The organism is Zavarzinia compransoris (genome assembly GCF_003173055.1).
In the GTDB taxonomy this organism is placed as follows: domain Bacteria; phylum Pseudomonadota; class Alphaproteobacteria; order Zavarziniales; family Zavarziniaceae; genus Zavarzinia; species Zavarzinia compransoris.
The window spans coordinates 1-21,216 of record NZ_QGLF01000006.1 but is presented as its reverse complement, the minus strand read 5'-3'; the positions used below and the strand labels follow the sequence as shown (position 1 = coordinate 21,216).

The 21,216-nt window shown below is 62.8% G+C and carries 11 protein-coding genes and 2 pseudogenes; 12 read left to right on the top strand and 1 reads right to left on the bottom strand.

Annotated elements, in window-relative coordinates; all coding sequences use genetic code 11:
* From DKG75_RS19830 to galE, 12 genes and pseudogenes are all read left to right on the top strand, one after another.
* Positions 1 to 1,986, top strand: a complete 1,986-nt coding sequence (locus tag DKG75_RS19830) for a capsular polysaccharide export protein, LipB/KpsS family (RefSeq protein ID WP_109922929.1) — start codon at positions 1 to 3, stop codon at positions 1,984 to 1,986.
* A 336-nt stretch (positions 1,987 to 2,322) separates the two neighbouring features.
* The gene (locus DKG75_RS19825) at positions 2,323 to 3,465 is read left to right on the top strand and encodes a glycosyltransferase (protein ID WP_109922928.1); all 1,143 of its coding nucleotides are present in this window, start codon (positions 2,323 to 2,325) and stop codon (positions 3,463 to 3,465) included.
* Positions 3,462 to 5,336 (top strand): glycosyltransferase family 4 protein, encoded by a 1,875-nt coding sequence (locus tag DKG75_RS19820; protein ID WP_109922927.1) that lies wholly within the window; start codon positions 3,462 to 3,464, stop codon positions 5,334 to 5,336. The genes DKG75_RS19825 and DKG75_RS19820 overlap by 4 nt, the downstream gene beginning before the upstream one ends.
* Entirely contained in the window at positions 5,333 to 6,481 is a 1,149-nt protein-coding gene (locus DKG75_RS19815; RefSeq protein ID WP_133637079.1) for a hypothetical protein, read from the top strand. Before DKG75_RS19820 ends, DKG75_RS19815 begins: the two co-directional genes overlap by 4 nt.
* A gap of 116 nt (positions 6,482 to 6,597) precedes the next feature.
* Positions 6,598 to 7,017: a hypothetical protein gene (locus DKG75_RS22805; protein WP_133637081.1), complete on the top strand. Its 420-nt coding sequence runs from the start codon at positions 6,598 to 6,600 to the stop codon at positions 7,015 to 7,017.
* Between the two features lie 153 nt (positions 7,018 to 7,170).
* Positions 7,171 to 8,292 (top strand): GDP-mannose 4,6-dehydratase, encoded by a 1,122-nt coding sequence (gene gmd, locus DKG75_RS19810; protein WP_109922925.1) that lies wholly within the window; start codon positions 7,171 to 7,173, stop codon positions 8,290 to 8,292.
* Positions 8,293 to 8,294: 2 nt separating this feature from the next.
* Positions 8,295 to 9,260 (top strand): GDP-L-fucose synthase, encoded by a 966-nt coding sequence (gene fcl / locus DKG75_RS19805; protein ID WP_341809859.1) that lies wholly within the window; start codon positions 8,295 to 8,297, stop codon positions 9,258 to 9,260.
* Between the two features lie 163 nt (positions 9,261 to 9,423).
* Positions 9,424 to 11,565: pseudogene (locus DKG75_RS23880) on the top strand (glycosyltransferase); the annotation flags it as partial.
* A 1,464-nt stretch (positions 11,566 to 13,029) separates the two neighbouring features.
* Positions 13,030 to 13,182: pseudogene (locus tag DKG75_RS23875) on the top strand (LbetaH domain-containing protein); the annotation flags it as partial.
* 388 nt (positions 13,183 to 13,570) lie between these two features.
* On the top strand, positions 13,571 to 14,494 hold the full coding sequence (locus DKG75_RS19795; RefSeq protein WP_109922923.1) for an NAD-dependent epimerase/dehydratase family protein: 924 nt from the start codon (positions 13,571 to 13,573) through the stop codon (positions 14,492 to 14,494).
* An 18-nt stretch (positions 14,495 to 14,512) separates the two neighbouring features.
* Complete coding sequence (locus DKG75_RS19790; protein WP_109922922.1) at positions 14,513 to 16,117, top strand: glycosyltransferase family 4 protein; 1,605 nt, start codon at positions 14,513 to 14,515, stop codon at positions 16,115 to 16,117.
* A gap of 267 nt (positions 16,118 to 16,384) precedes the next feature.
* Entirely contained in the window at positions 16,385 to 17,362 is a 978-nt protein-coding gene (galE, locus tag DKG75_RS19785; RefSeq protein WP_109922921.1) for a UDP-glucose 4-epimerase GalE, read from the top strand.
* A gap of 150 nt (positions 17,363 to 17,512) precedes the next feature.
* Here the strand turns inward: galE and DKG75_RS19780 are convergent, their stop codons facing one another.
* Entirely contained in the window at positions 17,513 to 18,976 is a 1,464-nt protein-coding gene (locus tag DKG75_RS19780; RefSeq protein ID WP_133637085.1) for a tetratricopeptide repeat protein, read from the bottom strand.
* Positions 18,977 to 21,216: the final 2,240 nt, after the last annotated feature.

Sequence of the window (21,216 nt, the reverse complement as noted above, 5' to 3'; positions counted from 1 at the left end):
ATGAGCCGTATCGGTGTCTTCACCACCCTGCCGGCGGAACAGGCGGCGGATCTCGCCCTGCTGGCGGGGGGCGTGCGCATCGATGCCGGCCGCCCGCCGCCCGCCGGCACGGGCGCGGTCGCCGTTCTCGACCGGGGCGGCGCGGACGACGGGATGCGCGCGGCGGCCTATGCCGCGCGCCATGGCCTGGGCCTGCTCCGGTTGCGGCCCGGCCTGATCGGCGCGGCGCGGCCGCGCCGCTTCGCCCGGCACCTGCCCCTGCTCGGCGTGTTCGATCCGGCGGCTTTCGAGGAGGCGCTGCGCCGGGGCCCGGGGGATGCGGCCCGCGGGCAGCTCGGACGGGCGCTGATCGAACAGGCCCGGGGCTGGCGCATCGGCACCGCAAACACCGCCGCCCCGGCAGCCGCGGCGGCGGCCGGACATATCCTGGTCGCCGACGAGATCGGGCCCGCGGCCGCTGCCCTGGCGGCGGTGCTGGAGGCGGCGCTGGCCGATCACCCGGCCGGCCGGCTGCGCATCCTGCCGGCGGTGGATCTCGACGGGCGCACCGTGCCCGGCCCGCTGACGGCCGAGGCGCGCCGGCGCGGGATCGCGCTGGCGCCGGCCCCTGCGGCCGTGGCCACGGCGGTGGCCGCCGCCGCGGCGGTCTACGCCTGGAGCGCGCCGGCGGGCTTCGACGCCCTGATCCAGGGAACGCCCCTGATAACTTTCGGCCCGGCTTTCTACGCCGGTCTCGGCCTTGCCGACGATCGGGGCTGCGACCGCCGGACGCCGGTGCCGGTGACGGTCGAGGATCTGGCCGCCGCCGCCTATCTCGACGGCAGCCGCCATGTCGATCCGGTGACGGGCAGGGCTTGCGATGCCCTTGCCGCCATGGACCATGTCCGCCGCGTGATCGAACAGGACCGCCGGTTTTCCGGCGACACGGTGGTCGTCGCCATGAAGCCGTGGAAGCGGGCGAATGTCGGCGCCTTTCTGGCCAGCCGCCTCGGGCGGTTGCGCTACCGCGCGGGGGCCAAGGCGGCGCTACGGCTGGTCCGCCGCCGGAACGGCCGGATCGCGACCTGGGCCTCGACCGAGCCGCCCGGTCTCGCCGACCGGCTGGCGGCCGAGGGCCTGCCCCCCCTGCTGCGGATCGAGGATGGTTTCCTGCGCTCGGTCGGCCTTGGCTCGAACTATGTCGCGGCTTCTTCCCTGGTGCTCGACCGCCAGGGGATCTACTACGATCCCGGCCGGCCGAGCGACCTTGAAAGCCTGCTGGAACAGCATCCCTTCAGCGAGGAGGAGCGGGCGACCGCCCGCCGGCTCGCAGCCCTGATCGTCGAGCGCGGCCTGACCAAATACAATGTCGGGGTCGCGGCGGCCGGCCTGGTGCAGGCCCCGGCCGGAGCCTGTCGCATCCTCGTCCCCGGCCAGGTCGAGGACGACGCCTCGGTGCGCCTGGGGGCGCCGGATCTCGGGGGCAATCTCGGCTTGCTCCGGGCGGTGCGGGCGGCCCGGCCCGAGGCCTGGATCGTCTATAAGCCGCATCCGGACGTCGAGGCCGGCAACCGCAAGGGCCGGATCGGGCGGGATCTCGCCCTGTCGATTGCCGATCAGGTGGTCGACGATGCTTCCGTGGTCTCCCTGTTCGGGCAGGTCGACGCCGTGCATACCATGACCTCGCTGGTCGGTTTCGAGGCGCTGTTGCGCGGCCTGGAGGTGGCGACCTACGGCCTGCCGTTCTATGCCGGCTGGGGCCTGACCCTGGACCGGCGCGATTGCCCGCGTCGCCGCCGGCGCTTGGCGGTCGACGAACTCGTCGCGGGGACGCTGCTGCTCTATCCCGCCTATGTCGACCCGGAAACCGGGCTGCCCTGCGATGTCTGGACCGTCGTCGAGCGTCTGAGCGCCCAGGCGCCGCGTTCGGTGCACCAGCCCGGCGGGCGCTGGGCCCGGGTCGCGCCCTTCTTCCAGTCCCTGTGGCAATCCCTGCGCGGCGGATGAACGGTTTCAGCGGGCATCGTATCCCTGGAAGGTGGTCTGGCCGGCCTCACACGAATTCATGCGCCAGCGATGGACAATCGAACCTGAAAAGTTCGGGTTTGCCTCGCACCCGTCAAGTGACGGGAGCAAACATCCGGTGTTCGTCGGGACGATCGGCGACTATGATGGGGGCGGCCGGCGGCGCGGAATCATTGCTTTGCGTCGCCGTCATTTGGTGCTGGGGAAGGCAGGAAACCGGAAATGAGCAACGCGTTGGGACATTTCCGCCCTGATCTTGATCGGCGATCGGTCCAGAGAGAAAGCACCGGCGATTGGTATGCCCTGAGGGGGTAGAGGATGCGTGCGCTTGTCATTTCTCCGATCGCCACGGATCCATCCAGCCAGGGCAATTCGGTCCGCGTCGGTCGCCTGTGTGAATTGCTGGAATATGCCGGCTACACCATTCATTTTTTGTACTATGGCCTGGAGGGCGTCAACGACGACCAGCGCCGGGCCATGTCCCGCCGGTGGCGCCACGTCCACTTCGTCGACGTCGAAACCCGCATCAAGGCAACGGCCCCCGACGGCTATGCCCTGGACGATTTTTGCGGGCCGGAGCTGCTCCGGGCGGTCGAGACCCTGCAATTGCAATGGCGCTTCAGCCTGGCCATCGTGAATTACGTCTGGATGTCGGCGGCCTGCGAAGTGATCGACCCCGAGACTCTGACAATTATCGACACGCACGACCTTTTCGGCGACCGCCACTATACCCTTCAGGAACAGGGGGTCGCGCCCACCTGGTATTACACCACCCCGGCAGAGGAAGCCCGCGGGCTCGATCGGGCGCGTCTCGTCCTGGCCATTCAGGACGAGGAGGCGGACGTCCTGCGCCAGCGGACCAAACGCGAGGTCGCGACCCTGGGCCACATCCTGCCGGAGAATTTCCTGCAGCCGCGGCGGCGGGAAGACGGCGTGCTCCGGATCGGCTATATCGCCAGCGGCAACCCGAGCAATCGCCTGTCCCTGACCCGCCTGATCGAAGCCGCATCCCGGAGGGAGGTCGCTGCCCTGGGGCTCCGCTTCGTCGTTGCCGGCGAGATCTGCCGCCATCTGCCGCCCGACATTGCTGCATTCGAAGCGGTCGGATATGTTGACGATGCCGTCGCCTTCTATCGGGATATCGATGTCGTGGTCAATCCGAACATCAGTGGCACTGGCCTCAAGATCAAGAACGTGGAAGCTCTTTCGTTCGGTATGCCGCTAGTGTCCACCGGCAGCGGCATGTGCGGTATCTTCAGCGATACGCCCGCCCATCTTTGCAAGACGGTCGACGATGCGGTCGAGATGCTGGCTGGACTGTCGCGCCCGGGGGCGCTCGATGCTCTTCGCCTTGCGTCCCGCAGTGTCTATACGAAGTATATGCGAACCCAGATTGCCGCCTTCGATGTGATCCTGGCCAAAGCCCGCGCCCACGGCGGCGCGGGGGGGCGCCCGGAATGACGCGCAAAGCCGTGGCGTTGTTTTCGCCGCTGCCGCCGCTTCGGAACGGCATCGCAGGCTATACCGAGGCGTTCCTGCCGGCCCTCGGCGATGCCTTCGATATCTATGCGGTCATTGACGATTCAGCCCCGGTGCCCGCGATTGCGAGGCCCACCCTCACGATGACCGAATACCGGCATTACGATGCCAGCTTTGCGGGGGCCGGCCATCTCTACCAGCTCGGCAACAATCCCGATCATGTCTATATGCTGCCGGCGATGGCGGCCAGGCCGGGGCTGACCACGGTTCACGATCTTTCCCTGCATCACTTGTTCGATCTTTCCCTGCGGCGCGGCGCTGACGGGCGCAGCTACCGCGACCTCATGTTCGAATGCTACGGCGCAAAGGGCGAAGCGCTCGTCGATGACCAGCGCAGGGGGAACGGGCGCAGTGCGGCCCATTATACCGAACTGAGCTTCCTGCCCTGGGTGGTGCGGCATTCCATCGGCACCGTGACCCATTCGCGCACGGGCAGGCTTCGCCTCACCGCCTTGCCCCCGCACAAGCCGGTCTTCGTACTGCCGCACCCTTACCACGAACGGGCCAGCCCCTATATCGGCGACCGCTACGGCGCGCGGCTGCGCGCCCGTGCGCAGCTCGGCCTCGTCTCCGAAGATGTTCAGATCCTGGCCCTCGGCTTCGTGACCAGAAGCAAGCGCCTGGACCTCGTGCTGGAAGCCCTGGCGGCCGTGCGCCGTTCGGGACGCCGCGCCCATCTGATCGTGGTCGGCGAGCTGCGCCCGGAGGAATACGATCTGGTCGCCGACATCGAGCGGCTGGACCTGGCGAGCCATGTAACCCTGCGCGGCTATGTGCACAGCGACGACATGTTCGCATATCTGGCGGCCTGCGACATCCTGGTCAACCTGCGCTATCCCTCCGTCGGTGAAACCTCGGGCGCGCTTTGCAACGGCATTGCCATCGGATGCTGCAGTCTGGTCACCGACATCGGCGCCTTTGCCGAGCTGCCGGACGATGTCAGCCTCAAGATCCCGATCGACGAGATGAACGCGGAAGGCGTCACCTGGCGCCTTCAGAGCTTGATCGACAAACCGGACCTTCGGCGCTTCTACGAGCGGAATGCCGCCGCCATGGGCGAGCGGGTGCTCGATCTCGACAGGGTCGCCGAACAATATGTGGCGATGATCGAGAAAACGCTGTTTCCGGTGGCCGCCAGCGCTCCCGGCTGGTCCGCCCCCGTCGCCTCTCTTCCCAAGATCGCGCGCCGGCGCATCGAGGATCAGGCCGCCGCCCTCGCCCAGAGAATGGCGCCGGAGCGGGCGGTGGGGACCATGTGGTGGCGCGAACTGTATCTGCCGCTCGGCGGCGCCGGACGGCTGGCGGTGATCAGTGACAATGCCCTGGCTGCCCGTCTGGCTCGGGAGAGCTTTGGCTGGACGGAAGGCCTGGAGGCGCTCTCGATCGAGGCGTTTCTGGCCGGCGACGACGGCGAACGAGCAGAGATCGCCTTGCTCGACCTGGAGGCCAGCGACTTCATGGGGCGGTTCGACGCGTGGATGGACGGGTGCCGGCGACGATTGCCGATGGGGGCCTTGCTCATCGTCAATCTGCGCAGCGACGAGATGGCAGAGGCGGCGCATCCGGAGCGGCTCGCGCTCGAGGCGGGCATGGCCCGTTTCGGCTTCCAGATCAGGCACTACAGCAATCATTTCAGCGAGATCGTCACTGCCGGTGCCGCCGTTCCCGCCGCCGCTGTCGAATCCTCCGTCATAGCGGTCCGCGGCTCCGATGCCTGCTTTGCCGGCGGCAACCTGCTGGACCAGCATTTCGTCGGCTTCGCCCCTTTGCCGGCCCTCGATATCGCCCGATGAGCGCGCTTGGCCCCCTGGACGACGTCGGTGCCGGGCGCCGCGCTGAAGCGCGGTGGCCGCTCCAGGCGTTTGCGGCCGTCTTTCGGCGCTGTGCCGCCGCCCGCGAACTGATCGTCGAGTATGACGGCATTTCCGGTCGTCTGACTGAATTGCTGGCGGGGGCGGCCCCGGGGCGGTGCGTGAAAGCCGTCCCCATGGAATATCTGGCCGACCTCAAGCATTTCGGCCTGGATATCGAACAGCGGGAGTTCAATGCCCTGGCGGGCAGTACCGTGATCGGCCCGGACGCCAGAATGATGGCGGTCGGCAATGGATTTTTCAGTGCCGCCTACGAAGTCGATCGAAGCGAAACATGGCAAACCAATACGCTCGGCCAGGCAATGCGCGACCTGGTTTCCTGCGGCCTGCTGTCGATAGGACATTATGCGCTACAATCGCGCCAGCTTTCGACCGCGATCGAGGCGATCCGCGAATATCAGCCCATTGTGCTGTTCCGCGGAACTTGCCGCCGCAACGAGATCGACGGCGCGTTCGCCATCCTGCGGGGCGTGGGCCGTTACAGCTGGCTGGCCGCCCCGGCCGAAACGGTGTCCGACGGCGGCTCGGACGAAATGGTCTGGGTCGCGGTGCCGGCCCGCTGTCGCGAGGATCTGGCTGCGGCCGTGGAGTTGAGCTGGGCGACTGAAAACCGTCTGCACCCGGCCGTCCCGTCACCTCTTCACGTCTTCGATACCGCGCCTGCGGGCGTTTATCGGCACCAGCATATCGGTGTCGACCGTTTTCTCGCGACCCATGGCCTGTCGGGTATCGAGCGCACGGCCAGCACGATATGGCGCTGGGCCTGCAGCGAGCGAAGCGCCGCCTTTCTGGTGGAGCCGACCGCGGCCGGCCACCACACGATCGAAATCCACATCTACTCGGAAATGCCCGGTGCCTTCGGACTCGATGCGCGGGTGCTGGTCAATGGCAAGCCGGTCGCCTTCCGGCATGAGCATGGCCCGAGGCGGGTCGTCGTCGGCAAGGCTTGGCTGCCGGGGATATGCATGATTGCGTTGACCGGCCTGAACGAAACTCGGATCGCGGGCGACGAGCGCCGGCTGTCGATCGCGGTCAGCGGCGTCACCCTGACGCCCCGGCGAGACTGACGGCCGGTGCCGGTGCGCGGACGGGGGCCGGCTTTGGCCTGCGCCGCGGATGCGCCGCCGCCGATCGCGGCTTGCCCCGGCGGCCGAGTTCCGCCGGGGCAAGATAAGCCGATAGCTTGCGCAGGATATCCTTCGCCTGGCCCCGTTTCGGGATCCTGCGCCTTCCGCCGGACTTCAACATCGCCGGCCGCGCTGCCGATCTTGGCCGCCCTGCACGAGGGGAGGGACGTTTCCCTTCGTGCTACGGCACCATGCGCACCGCTCGGGCACGCATCTCAGGGGAAAACTTCATCGTCGTCTCGCTCGTCATCGCCATATCCTCTCAAAAGGATTGGCCTCCGACAGAACCGGCGCGGTTCAGAATCCTGTTTTTTCTTCCCCTTGACGAATTGGATGGCGCCGTTGCATGTTGCGTTGCCGCGGAAAGTTGGGGAATCTCGGTGCTATTGACTCCGCAGCATGATTTCTATAGCTGCATGAAGCCGTATTGGTTCGCTGCGCCGCATAAAATGCAGCGTATTTTCCTTCCCTTTTAGGGGCATGCTTCGTATGTCCGAAGATATTCCGGTTGTATGGGCGACAGTGCCGCCGATATCGAGGAACAGTGGCATGGGGTGGTGCCGCTTGTTCCGACGTTCCTGTTCTGACCAGAATACACGCCTTACTATAGGGTTTTCCCGGAGATTATCATGAGCAAGACAGCTCTTATTACTGGCATTGGCGGGCAAGATGGTTCCTATCTTGCTGAGTTTCTACTGGAAAGGGGCTATCAGGTTCATGGCATAAAACGCAGGGCGTCGCTTTTTAATACTCAGCGTATTGACCATATTTATGAAGACCCGCACTCCGGGAACGCGCGCCTGCATCTGCACTATGGCGACCTGTCAGACACTTCCAATCTGACCCGGGTGATCTCCGAGGTGCAGCCGGACGAGGTGTATAACCTCGGCGCCCAGTCCCACGTGGCCGTGTCGTTCGAGGCTCCCGAGTATACCGCGGATGTGGACGCCATAGGCGCCCTGCGCGTATTGGAAGCGATCCGCTTCCTCAAGCTCGAGAAGAAGACCCGCTTCTATCAAGCCTCGACTTCCGAACTCTACGGCCTGGTGCAGGAAATCCCGCAGCGGGAAACGACCCCGTTCTATCCGCGCAGCCCCTATGCGGTGGCCAAGCTCTATGCCTATTGGATCACGGTCAACTATCGTGAAGCCTATGGCATGTATGCCTGCAACGGCATCCTCTTCAATCACGAGTCGCCCCGCCGCGGCGAGACTTTCGTTACCCGAAAGATTACGCGCGGCTTGAGTAACATCGCCATCGGGCTCGAGCGGTGCCTCTACATGGGCAACCTCGACAGTCTTCGCGACTGGGGTCATGCGCGCGACTACGTCCGGATGCAATGGATGATGTTGCAGCAGGAGACGCCCGAAGATTTCGTGATCGCGACCGGGGTCCAGCATTCGGTCCGGCAATTCATCCATTGGGCGGCGGAAGATCTCGGCTTGACCCTGGAGTTTTCCGGCGAAGGGGAGAACGAGATCGGGCGGGTCGTGGCGAAGAGCGGCAACCTGGCTCCTGCCGTCAACGTCGGCGATGTAATCGTCCAGGTGGATGCGCGCTATTTCAGGCCGGCGGAAGTCGAAACCCTCCTCGGGGATCCGACCAAGGCCAAGGAAAAACTGGGCTGGGTGCCGGAAATCAGCGTTCGCGACATGTGCGCGGAGATGGTCGCCGAGGATCTGAAGGCGGCGCAGCGCCACGCGTTGCTCAACAAGCATGGACTGCACCTTCCCCTCAGCATGGAGTTCTGACCGTGGCGCGGATCTATGTCGCGGGCCATAGAGGCATGGTTGGGGGGGCGATCCTGCGGAAGCTGCAGGATCGCGGCGCCGACGAGCTGATCACCCGGTCGAGCCGCGAGCTCGACCTGAAGGACCAATCGGCCGTCGGCAATTTCCTTCAGGATGTCAGGCCGGACATCGTCATCCTGGCCGCGGCCAAGGTTGGCGGGATATTGGCCAACAACGACTATCCCGCCGAATTCATCTACGAGAACCTGATGATCGAATGCAACGTCATTCATCAGGCTCATGCCACCGGGGTGCAGCGGCTGTTGCAGCTCGGCTCTTCGTGTATCTACCCAAAGCTCGCACCTCAGCCGATGACGGAAGAGGCCCTGCTGACGGGTCCGCTGGAGCCGACGAACGAGCCCTATGCGATCGCCAAGATTGCCGGCATCAAACTTTGCGAGAGCTATAACCGGCAATATGGCCGCGACTACCGTTCGGTGATGCCGACCAATCTCTACGGGCCGGGCGACAATTTCCATCCCGAGAAAAGCCATGTGGTGCCGGCCCTGATCCGGCGCTTTCACGAGGCGGTCCGGGACGGGCGTCGGGAAGTGGTGATCTGGGGGACCGGGACCCCGCGGCGCGAGCTGATGTATGTCGATGACATGGCGGATGCCAGCCTCTTCGTGATGGATCTCGACCACGACATCTATCGTCGCGAGACGCGGCCGATGCTCAGCCACCTGAATGTCGGCTGCGGCGTCGACGTGACCATCCGTCAATTGGCCGAGACGATCGCCCGCGTGACCGGGTTTGCCGGTGAGATCCTGTTCGATACCGCAAAGCCCGATGGCGCGCCGCAGAAGTTGATGAATGTCGACCGCATGGCGAAGCTCGGCTGGAAGGCCCAGGTCACCTTGGAGCAGGGCATCGAGCAGACCTATCGTTGGTATATGACGCAGCCAGACGAGGAGCTGCGGCTGGGGTAAGGCCGGCTCCGATCGCCGAAATGATGGTCGATGCGGGGCTGGCATATGAAGGCGGGGGGCGACGCGGTAGTGATTGCGAGCTGGCCTTGGGCGACGGTAAAAATTCGCTTTTGCCAGCAATTCATTTTCACCCAGTCGGGCTTTTGAATTCGGAGGGGTTTTTATGTCCAATTTTGTAATCGTTATTTCGGGTGCAGTTGTTTTTGATCGTGTTTTGGCGACCATTATTTCGGCCGCCAACCAGGGCTACAACGTTGCCTGCATCGTCGCTGGCGGCGACGACGACCTCGGCGCCGCGCTGGAGGGGGCGATACCGCCGCAGGTTTCGGTTCGTTTCACCCGCAGCCTCGGCAGCGCCGTGGTGATGGCTGCCGAGACCGCGGCCTGGGTTGCCGTGGTCGAGGCGGGCACCACCTTTCTGGATCGTGCCTTCGAACAGGTGGAGGCCGCGGCCGACGGCGCGGCAGTGGAACTGGTGGTGGGAACGGCCCTGTTCCAGGCCGGCGGCAGTGCCGGCTATGACTATCAGATCTTTCTCGGCCGCCTTCCGTTCCGTCCCTCGGCGACGTTCGTCCGTCCGCGCCGCCTGCTGAGCCTTGGCTATTTTGCACCGGACGACGTCCACACGGCATTCCGCGGCTTTATCGAGCGGGCTCTGCTGGCGGGCGTGGTGGGCAGGCAGGTGGACGCACCGCTGGTCCAGGCGGCTGGCGCCATCCCCGACGACCAGGACAGGGTCGCCACCATTCAGCGCTCGTTCTGGGAGCTTCGGTTGTCGCGGCGCGACGCGGAATGCCTTGCCGCGATCGGCGACCGGCAGGATGTCGACCTCGATGCTCTGAAGGCCCTGATCCTTCGATCGCGCTCGGCGAAACTCAATGTCGCCGTGGCCCAGACGCTGCGGGCGGGCAATTTTTCCGAAGATGGCCTGCGGACGATGTTCGGGAACACCGACTGGTCCGGCCCGGCGGCGATCGGCGGCGCTCAATCGGCCTGGGGCCGGCCGCCCCTGTTTACCGTGCTGATCGCGACCTTCAATGCCGCCGAAGATCTGCCGGCGACCCTGCAGTCGATCCGCGACCAGGCGCGCGACGATATCGAATGCATCGTTCTCGACGGCGCTTCCAGGGACAAGACCCTCGAAATCGCCGCGGCCAGCTCGGACGTCGTCACGCAATTCATTTCGCAGCGGGACAAGGGCCTTTACGATGCCCTCAACCGCGGGCTCGCGATGGCGCGCGGGACGCTGATCGGCATTGTCGGCGCCGGCGACTGCTATTTGCCCGGCGCCCTGGACGCGGTGGCCGAGAAATATTACCAGACCGGCGCGGATGTCGTCGGCGGCCAGACGATCGAGCGTGCGACCGGCGGCAGGATCAATAAGCGGCAGGACGAGCCCTGGGGGTTGAACGCCTTCATCAGCGGCGGCCCGGTCGGTCACAACGGTATGTTTGCGACCCGGAAGGCCTATGACGAGGTCGGCCGGTTCGAACTCGTCTATCCCATGGCCGAAGATACCCGCTGGATGCACCGCGCCATCCATGCCGGCCGCACGTTCGCCTATGTCGCCCAGCCGGTCGTCCTGTTCCCCTTGACCGGGATGTCGAACAATAACCCCGATCTGATCTGGGAAGAGGCGCATGCGCTGATCAAGCAGAACTTCCCGCTGATCAATATCGAGCGCGAAGACGCATTGACGCTCCTGTTTGCCGCGCGCGGCTGGAAGGAGCCCGAGGTCGCCAAGCCCGTAATCGCGAAATACGACCATTTGCCGCTCAATGTCAGCACGGCGATGGCGCTGAAGGCCCGCAACGTTCCGAGAGAAACGATGCTGGACGTTTTCTCGGGCATCAAATGGGACGAGATCGAGGAGCTTTACAAGAAGAACGGCTTGCGGTTCTTCGGCCGGACGCCGGAAAAGGCCCCGCTGATATCCTTCGTGCTGCCGAGCTACAATGTCGGCAAATTTCTCGGGCGCTGCATCAGCAGCATTCTCTGCCAGGACATGGAGGATCTCGAACTCATTGTCGTCGATGACGGTTCGACCGACTATACCGCGGCCGTCGCCCGCGCCTTTGCGGCGCTCGACGGCCGGGTCCGGATCGTCACGCAGGCCAATCAGGGGCCGAGCCAGGCCCGGTTGTCCGGCTTGCTCGACTGCCGCAGCGACTATGTCTGGTTCGTCGACTCCGACGATTTCCTGCGGGACGACTGCCTGACGCGGATCGCGCGCATTCTCCAAGAGGCGCGGCCGGACGCCTACAAGGTCAACTTTGCCTACATCGATGAACACGAGAACATCAGCAATCAGTCGGTGGCAAATCCGCGGTATTCCGGTTTCCTCTATCATCCCGCCCGCAGCGAGCAGATCTTTGCCTCCTTGGCGCCGTGGAACGCCCAGGCTTGGCGTTTCATCATTCGACGGGATGTCATCGAAACCAACCACCTCACATTCCCGGTCGGCTATTATTACGAGGATCACCAGTTCGCGCTGAACCTGGTGGCGCGCCTCAATGTGATCTTCGTCGATCCGGCGGTCGGTTATTATTACCGGATCCGGTCCGGCTCCATCTCCACGGTGCGGAGCCGAAAACTCTTCGATTTCCTGCATGTTCGCCGTCTCTGCCTCGATTTCCTGGCGAAAGAGGGGCTGCTGGAGCGGATGCCGGCCATATCGGTCACCTATTTGATGCCGACGCCGTTCATCCAGGTCCAGGTGCCCGAGGATCTGCGCCAGGAATTCGTCCGCGCCGTGCTCGCCGATATGAACGAGCAGGAGCGCAAAGTGTGGCGGCTCAGTGCCGGCAACGACGATCTGGCGCTTCTCAACGAACTCGCTCCGGACTGGATCGCTGCATTGCCGGACGCGGAAGCCGCCGCATGGCGGCGCTTGGCAACGTTCGCGGAACGCGACCTGTTGAATAACGTGTCGCCGGAAGCCGCGGTGCATCCGCTGTCGAGCACCATTCGCCCCCATCAGGTGGGGGGGCTGCACGACGTCGAGGATGGCACATCGATCGACGGGGCACCGGCGCGCTTCATGTGGAGCCGGGGGCACGACGTCGTGTTCCGCGTCAATCCGGCGGGGATGACGCAGCCGGTATTGCAGCTTCGCTATCGCAACGTCATCCATGGGCAGGTCTTGACAATCGAGACCGACAATTTCATCCAGATTGTCCCCTGCATGGCGACCGATATCGCGCAGCCGCACGCATTCTCCGTACCGCTCAACGCCAGCCTCGACCAGACTCTCGTCCACGTTCGCATCGAGCGGGCGCAGCAGATGGACAGCAGGAATCTCGGCCTGATTTTCGAGGCATTTGACCTGATCGACGGCGGGCTGGAACAGCACATAGCGCCGCCGGTGCGCAAGAGCCACGCGGCGATTGATGCCGGGCGCAATTCGCGAGTGGGCGGCGCTCATGTCGATGTGCGGAACTACCGCGAAAACCGGCCCTATCTGCGCGTGGGCGACAATTGCGACATCAGCGGCACCTATGTCTTCGAACGTGGCTGCGGGCAGATCACGATCGGCGACGGGACATCGATTGGCGGCCATTGCCTGCTGATCTGCTCGCAGCCCGAAGGCATCCATATCGGCCGCAACACGATGCTGTCGTGGGATGTGGTGGTCATGGACAGCAATGCCCATTCCCTTGACCGCGGCCTGCGCGAGAACGATCCTACCGACTGGTTGACCGGTAGCACGGTAGGGAGCCTCGGCGCCTTCAAGAATTGGTACGATGTCGCGGCGGGGCCGGTGCGCATCGGCGACGGTGTCTGGATCGGTTTCGGCACCACGATCATGAAAGGGGTGACGATCGGCGACGGCGCCATCGTGGCATCGCAGTCGGTGGTGACCAAGGACGTCCCCCCCTATTGCGTGGTCGGTGGCAATCCGGCCCAGGTGCTCAGCCGTCGGGACGATATCATGCTCTTGCAGAACGAACGCAAGGAAGCGCGGTTCCCCAAGGTGCCGTTGCCCGAAGTGTCGTTTTCCAAACGCTAGGGATGGCCGAGGTAAGGACCATGACCATACCGACGACGGTACGGGCAGCCTGCGCAGGGCCGGTACGTCGGCTTGCGGCAGCTTGCCTGGAGCATCTTCAGGCGACGTGGAAACCGGTTCGCGGTGCGAGGAAGCGTGACGTCAAAGGGTTCGAGCCTGTCTGGAATAGCCGCCATTTCGGACATGCTCTGGACTCGCTGATCGAATGTGCTTCATTGCTGCGGACTGGTTTTGGCTTCGCGGAAAAACGCGTTAAAATCCCCGTTGCCTGTGGCCAACGGGCCGCTCATGGATACTCGATATGAACCGCGTTCTGGTTACCGGGGCGGCAGGCTTCATCGGCCAGGCAGTCGCCAGCTGTTTGATAAGCCGCGGCCGGGACGTCGTCGGTATCGGGCGCGGTCTCCCGCCGGCGGGCTTGGATCTCGCCGCATGGAACGGTGAAGGTGTCACGCTCGAGACATTGCGCGACTGCGCGGAGGGCGTCGAGGAAATCTACCATTGCGCCGGCAGCGGCTCGGTCGCCATGTCGCTCCAATGTCCGGACAAGGATTTCGCCTGCAACGTTGTCACGACCCAGGTTGTTCTCGAATTCGCCCGCCAGCAAGGGGGGCCAAAAGTCGTGCTGCTGTCGAGCGCCGGTGTCTATGGCACGCTTGACGAGATGCCCATCAGAATAGACTCGCCGCTGAAGCCGATTTCTCCCTATGGCGTGAACAAGGTCATCTGCGAATTGCTGATACGGCAATATGCGCAGCATTTTTCGGTACCCGCGACCATCGTGCGGCTGTTTTCCGTCTATGGGGAAGGGCTGCGGAAGCAGTTGCTGTGGGATGCCGGGCACCGGCTGCTGCGGGGGGACGGAACGTTCTTCGGCACCGGTACCGAAACACGGGATTGGATCCATGTCGATGATGCCGCCAGGCTCATCGTGGCGGCGGGCGCTGCCGCCCGGGCCGATGTCTCGGTGATCAACGGGGGCACCGGCCGGGCGGTCGCCATCCGGACCATCGTTGAAGGCTTGGCGGCACGTCTCGGCGGCGGCTGCGACATTCGCTTCGACGGGCAGGTCCGGGCCGGTGATCCCCAACATTACGAAGCCGACATCGCCCAGGCCCTGGCAACGGGGTGGCGCGCCGAGGTCGGGCTGGAAGAGGGCCTGGACCGATATGTCGATTGGCTGAAAAGAACTGTGACGGGTCGGGAAACTGGCGACCGCAAATAAAACCGAAAGTATGGAATTATGAAGATCGCGGTTATTTTCGAGCTCAACGAGGATTGGATCGGCGGAAGTTACTACTTTCGCAATCTGATCGCTGCATTCAATTTTCTGCGCGAAGACGAGCAGCCGGACATCGTCCTTTTGAGCAACCAAAGGGAATCGGTCGACTTCATGCTCCAGTGCGGCTACCCCAAGCTGGAGTGGGTCGAACTTTCAGAATTCGAGCGGGCGCCTGAGCAATATCCCTTCGATGTCATTTTTCCGCACCCGGTCGCCAATCAGAGCTACCGCACGGTTTGTTGGATTCCGGATTTCCAGGAACTGCATCTGCCTTATTACTTCTCCCAAGGGGAAGTGGCCAATCGTCGGCATCATCATCGCCTGCGTTTCAAGACGGCTGGACTGGTGGTCAGCAGCGAGGACGCGAAGGCGGATGTGGAGCGATTTTACCCCGGGGAATGCCAGAATGTGGAAGTGGTGCGCTTCGCCGCTTTCGATCGCTTCGATCCGGAGCGACTGCCCGAGGTAAGGGCCCAATATGGTTTGCCGGGACATTATGTCATGTGCGCAAATCAAGTCTGGATACATAAGAACCATATCGTTGTCCTTCGCGCTCTGGCGCTGCTGAAGGAACGCGGCATCGATGTAACGGTCTGCTTTACGGGCAGCGAGAAGGATTATCGGGTCGGCGGCTATATCGATCTGTTGAAATCCAGGGCTGCCGAATGGGGGCTGAGCGAGAATGTCCGGTTTCTGGGCTTCATCCCGCGGGCCGACCAGCTGACCTTGATGTATGGTGCCGATTACGTGGTTCAGCCATCGCTGTTCGAAGGCTGGTCGACGGTTATCGAAGACGCGAAATCGATGGGGCAATTCGTCGTTGCCTCGGATCTGGCCGTCCACTACGAACAGTTGCTGGAGAACGGCCGGCATTTTCCGCGCCATGATCCGAAGGCCCTGGCCGATATCATGGCGGAATTTGCAGCCGAGCCGCCGCGGAAAACATCCGGAGCGGACTATGACGAAGCGCGTCGCAGCTTCGCCAGGGATTTTCTGAAGGCTTGCCGGCGTTTCCTGCCGGCGCGCGACTACCCCGAGGTCATCCCGGCAGCGGAGACGCCGCCGCACGCCGACCCGACTATTGAGCATCCGGGCGTCGCGGTGGAAGACCATGTCGAGGCCGCGTCGCCGGCTGATGACGCCGCCGTCGAGGTCAAAGAGGGGGCTGGTCCGCACGACTTTAGCTTCGTCTATTACAGGGCTGGAGAGTATAGTCAGGTGAGCGTCGTCCGCATGGTGCCGCGCGGCCAAGCTACTCTGCTGCTACAAAGGAAGGCGGGTGCCTTCAGCGTTGAGTTCAAAGTCCATAGTTTTTCGAATAAGGATGAGTTTTCCCAAAAATACCTTGAAAATAACGATACTGATTACCGCATCTATTTTAATTTCGATAGTCAAGACATGATGGGGCGGCTGGATGGGTTGCCGGGCGAAGCGCGCCAAATGCTCCGAGACGTTGCTTATCAGGATCCGGGGATTATCTTGATCCAAAATGAAGGCAGCGAAAGAGGTGCCTTGAAGCTGTTCATGCGATGCACGGAATTGACCAAGCAATTATTCGAAGTCTGATCGCCAAGCCGTTCGTTGGCGGAAAGGTTAGGAGGAAAATCCTAGCAAAATCCACCCTCCACAACGCTTGTAGTCCAGAAAGAGGCAGGGCAGGACCATAAAGAATGTTCTACTATCATGTGCGCATCTTCTTTGGGCGAACTAGCTTCCATGTCGCCTGAAGAAGATACTCGGGGATATCGGCTAGAATTTCGTGATGGTCAGAATGCAACGCGCTATTCTGTCTCTCTATTGATATGCAATTGACCAAGATGCGGAGGTAAGTTCATGAAAGCAGTCCTCGTTGCTGGTGGTGCAGGTTACATCGGCGCCCAAACTTGCAAGCAACTTGCTGCATCTGGGTTTTTGCCAGTTACCATAGACAACATATCTACTGGTTACCGCCAAGCCGTCAAATGGGGGCCTCTTGTCGAAGCGGACATCAGAGACCGATATGCCATTGCCGGCACCGTTGCCAAGTACGATATCAGGGCGGCTATGCATTTCGCTGCGTGCAGCTTGGTCGGTGAGAGCATGCAGAATCCGGTTAAATATTACGATAACAATGTCGGCGCTGCAGTTTCATTTGCCTCAAGTTTAATTGAAAATGGAGTCAAGAATCTTATATTTTCCTCGACTGCTGCAGTATACGGCCTACCCAAGACAATGTTAATCTCAGAGGATCACCCCGCGATACCGATTAATCCTTATGGAGCGACCAAGTTAGCTTTTGAGCAGGCGCTGCATTGGATTGCCTGCTCCTCAGATCTAAGATTTACCATTCTACGCTATTTCAATGCTAGTGGTGCCGATCTTGATGGGGAAGTCGGCGAAAGCCACGATCCAGAAACGCATTTGATCCCTCTCTTGTGCAAAGCTGTAATCGGGTCTGGTGCGCCTTTGAGTATTTTTGGCTCCGATTACCCTACACCGGACGGTACCCCGATCAGGGACTATATTCACGTGGTCGATCTCGCAGCCGCCCATGTTGCTGCGCTCCAAAGAATGTTAAGCGGTGGGGGCAGCGGCATTTTCAATGTCGGTACAGGTGTCGGTGCGACAGTCGCCGAAGTTATTCGGACAGCTGAATCCATCCTGGCGAGGGAAATACCTTACAGGATTGGCCCCCGCCGCGAGGGAGATCCTGCGGTTCTGGTTGCTGACCCAAGCCGGATCCTACATACACTGGATTGGTCGCCGAGGTTTAGCGACCTACGCACAATCATTCAGACGGCGATGTGGTGGCAGGAGAATCGTTTCTATTGACGGACGGCAGAGCCGGTCCCGTAGTTCTTTCAGGTACCGTGACAGCCGCCTTCGACCGCTGCTGCGGCGCATTCGTCTCTGATACCACCCAAACCGGTTCTTCAAGGTGCCCTTAGGTAATTCTCGCGACCGTCATGATGGCCGCAACCGTCATCGACTGGTTATGAGTCCTGATGCCGCGAGGCGGGCGAAGGTGCCGGTGGAATCATTTTCTTCGATGCGGGCAGCCCCTTCATGGAAAGCCCTCGCATTGGCCCGTAGATAAGAAGATATCGCAGGCTCCGGCGCGCGGAACGGATCGCTGCGCGGTTGAAATTGCTCGGACGACTTCCGCGCGAACGCAACCAAGCGTTCGCGTGTCTGGGAATCAAACCTCTGCTCCAAAATTGAAGCGATTTTCACGATAAATTGATTGGCGTTCTCATAACTTACTAAATGCGTATTTTTCATTCTGCTGTTTTCGCCGCACCATTTTTGAACAAACCCGCTTATATATTTCGATTTTTCTTCGATCCATTTCCTCAGCTCTTCAGGTGAGGGCGGGTTGAAGGCGCCGGCAATAATCCGATAGGCTGCTGCAACCACCGATGCCGGATGGCTGAAGTATATCTTGTTGATCCCGATCCCATTGTTGCTGAGAAGTTCAGCATGCCCGGCCAGCAGATCGAGCATGAACCACGATGTCAGTATGGGCAGCGGATTCCGGATCAGAACCAGGCGGTGCACAGGCAGGGGGAGTTGATACGGCGGATCTGCCAAATCGAAATCATGGGATTTCGTCATTTTCAGCGACAGGCGTTTTTTGCCGTTTTCCACATCTTCCAATTCCCCCAAGAGAGCGCAGGGCATTTTCTTGCAGCAACCAGGCTCCTGATACCATTCGCAGAAGCTGAAATCGTCTGCGAAAATCTGGCGCAATCCCCTTTCGGTATAGTGCAGACCGGATCTCGGCAGGGATTTCGTTTCCAGATACAGGAAGCGTTCCGCGCCTCCCTTTGCACCGATCCTCTGGTATTCGGCATGGGAGCGTGCAAAGAAGCTCTTGTTGCTCAGGATCTCTTCGGGAATGCTGCGCGAAATCTTGGCCGTTTCTTCGGAAGATCCCGACGCCGGCAGTCCGGCGGTCGCGAATTGCATCCGCGCGCGGGCGATTTGCGACGCCGCCCTGGCGTTCAGCAGCAGGTGGTTCGCCTCTCCGGGGGCAATAAGTGCCAAGGCATTGGCGAAATGCTTTTCGGCCAGCGCCTCGTCGTCCGCAAAAACGGCAGCCCGGCCCAGGGTATCGTGCGCGCAGGCCAGCAGGATCGTCGCCACCAGTTCATACTCGGCCCCCCATTGAAGGGCCCGATCGCAGAACTCCCGGGCGGACTTGAAGTCCCCCCTGTTGGCCATGGCGCCGGCATAGATCGCGGCGAGCCTCGCTCGACCGGGATTGGGTTCGAGAAGTGCCAGATCCGCAGGCTGGATCGCTTCCCAGTCGCCAAAGACGATTGCCGCCCGGCCTTGTTCGATCAGAGGCTTGGCATCGGAATTGACGATGGTGGATGTGGCTGGCTGTGACACCTGGGTGGTGTCGCCAGGTGCATTCGGGCTCGCTTTCTTGTTGTCTGTCACGGCATTGCGCCGGGGCGCGCGAGGTTTCCGGGGGCCTGTCGAGCTCATAGGTTACGCCCACGCATCAGAAGATCGCTCATGAGGCGCATCTGCCCTTCGCTCGCCATCAATTCCTGCTGCAACAGGCGTTGGCGCTCCGTTAGCGAACGGAATTCCTCATTCCGTTCGTCGAGTTGCCTTTCCTTCACGTATTTTTCGAGTTCCAGCGCGCGTATTTCCGTACGCGCCTTGTCGTAGTCGGCCTGCACCAGCGCCGCCGATGCCTCCAATTCCCTGAACTGGGCCTGAAGATGGCTGCTTTGTTCGGTCTGGCTCACCGCGGCCGCAAGCTGTTCCGTCAATGCCGCGGCTCTGGCTTCGGCGGCGGACAGCCGTGCATCGAGGTCGGCAATCGTCGCCGTCTGCTGGCTGCATGTCTCCTGAAGCACGCCTACTCTGGTGTCATGGGCAGCACTCATGTTGATGATATGTTGCTCATACTCGCCGACCCGGGCCTCGAATGCCTTGCCGATCTGCTCTTTCTCTTCGATTGCGGCCGCAAGCTCGATGCCATGATCCGCGGCGGAGGTCGACAGGCGGCTCTGCCATTGCTCGATTTGCTGTTTGTACTGCCCCTCGATTTCGGCCCGAGCTTTATCGGCATCGTCCAGTCTCCGGTCCTTCTCGGCGACTGTCTCCGCCAGCAGGGTCTGCAATTCGGCCAGGCGGCTTTCGGCGGCAACGGCGGCAAGCCGGGCGGTTTCTTCGCCCTGCGCGAGCTTGGCTTCCAGTTCCAGCTGAGTGCGTGCCGCTTCGGCCTCGACCGTCGACAGCTGTGCAGAATTCTTTGCCAGATTGGAGCGTGCGGTCTCCAACTCGATGGCAAGGAGGTCGCTGGCCGTAGCGTTGTCCGCCAGACGCCGTTGATAGTCTTCGATCTGCGCGGTGAAGGCGCTTTCCGCAGCATCCTTGTCCCGCAGGGCGGTGATCAAGCGTGCTTCGTAGTCGGCGACGGTGCTGGCGTTCCATTGTTGCAGCGCGTCGAGCTTAGCATTCTGCTGCTGCTCCGCCACGAGCATGGCTTGCTCGAACGCTGTCCGGCGGGCCTCGCCCTCGGCGATCGCCTGGGACAGGTCGGCCTCGAGGCCGGCGATCCGGGCGCCCAGGCTTTGTTCGGCTGCCCGTTGTGCCGCCTCGGCCTCGGCCAGCCTGTCCTGAAGCTCCTGCTGGAGGCGGGCGATCTCGTCGTCACGCCCGGCAAGGGCGGCGGCATGCGCGGTCGCCGCGTCCGCTGCGGCCGCCGTCGCCTGGGCTTGGAGGGTCTCGACGAGCGCGTTGTGCTCCCGGTCGTCCTGTTCCTTGGCCAGATGTGCAGCCGCCAGACGGGCCTCGCCCTCGGCGATCGCCTGGGACAGGTCGGCCTCGAGGCCGGCGATCCGGGCGCCCAGGCTTTGTTCGGCTGCCCGTTGTGCCGCCTCGGCCTCGGCCAGCCTGTCCTGAAGCTCCTGCTGGAGGCGGGCGATCTCGTCGTCACGCCCGGCAAGGGCAGCGGCATGCGCGGTCGCTGCGTCCGCTGCGGCCGCCGTCGCCTGGGCTTGGAGGGTCTCGACGAGCGCGTTGTGCTCCCGGTCGTCCTGTTCCTTGGCCAGATGTGCAGCCGCCAGACGGGTCTCGCCCTCGGCGATCGCCTGGGACAGGTCGGCCTCGAGGCCGGCGATCCGGGCGCCCAGGCTTTGTTCGACTGCCCGTTGTGCCACCTCGGCCTCGGCCAGCCTGTCCTGATGCTCCTGCTGGAGGCGAGCGATCTCGTCGTCACGCCCGGCAAGGGCAGTGGCATGCGCGGTCGCTGCGTCCGCCGCTGCCGCTGCGTCCGCCGTCGCCTGGGCTTGGAGAGCTTCGACGATCGCGTTGTGCTCCCGGTCGCCCTGTTNCTCGCCCTCGGCGATCGCCTGGGACAGGTCGGCCTCGAGGCCGGCGATCCGGGCGCCCAGGCTTTGTTCGGCTGCCCGTTGTGCCGCCTCGGCCTCGGCCAGCCTGTCCTGATGCTCCCGCAGGAGGCGAGCGATCTCGTCGTCACGCCCGGCAAGGGCGGCGGCATGCGCGGTCGCCGCGTCCGCTGCGGCCGCCGTCGCCTGGGCTTGGAGGGTCTCGACGAGCGCGTTGTGCTCCCGATCGTCCTGTTCCTTGGCCAGATGTGCAGCCGCCAGACGGGTCTCGCCCTCGGCGATCGCCTGGGACAGGTCGGCCTCGAGGCCGGCGAT

What these genes read in the sequence shown, in the direction of transcription:
- DKG75_RS19830 (WP_109922929.1), top strand. Translation starts at nt 1, where the DNA reads ATGAGCCGTATCGGTGTCTTCACCACCCTGCCGGCGGAACAGGCGGCG.
- DKG75_RS19825 (WP_109922928.1), top strand. Translation starts at nt 2,323, where the DNA reads ATGCGTGCGCTTGTCATTTCTCCGATCGCCACGGATCCATCCAGCCAG.
- DKG75_RS19820 (WP_109922927.1), top strand. Translation starts at nt 3,462, where the DNA reads ATGACGCGCAAAGCCGTGGCGTTGTTTTCGCCGCTGCCGCCGCTTCGG.
- DKG75_RS19815 (WP_133637079.1), top strand. Translation starts at nt 5,333, where the DNA reads ATGAGCGCGCTTGGCCCCCTGGACGACGTCGGTGCCGGGCGCCGCGCT.
- gmd (WP_109922925.1), top strand. Translation starts at nt 7,171, where the DNA reads ATGAGCAAGACAGCTCTTATTACTGGCATTGGCGGGCAAGATGGTTCC.
- DKG75_RS19795 (WP_109922923.1), top strand. Translation starts at nt 13,571, where the DNA reads ATGAACCGCGTTCTGGTTACCGGGGCGGCAGGCTTCATCGGCCAGGCA.
- DKG75_RS19790 (WP_109922922.1), top strand. Translation starts at nt 14,513, where the DNA reads ATGAAGATCGCGGTTATTTTCGAGCTCAACGAGGATTGGATCGGCGGA.
- galE (WP_109922921.1), top strand. Translation starts at nt 16,385, where the DNA reads ATGAAAGCAGTCCTCGTTGCTGGTGGTGCAGGTTACATCGGCGCCCAA.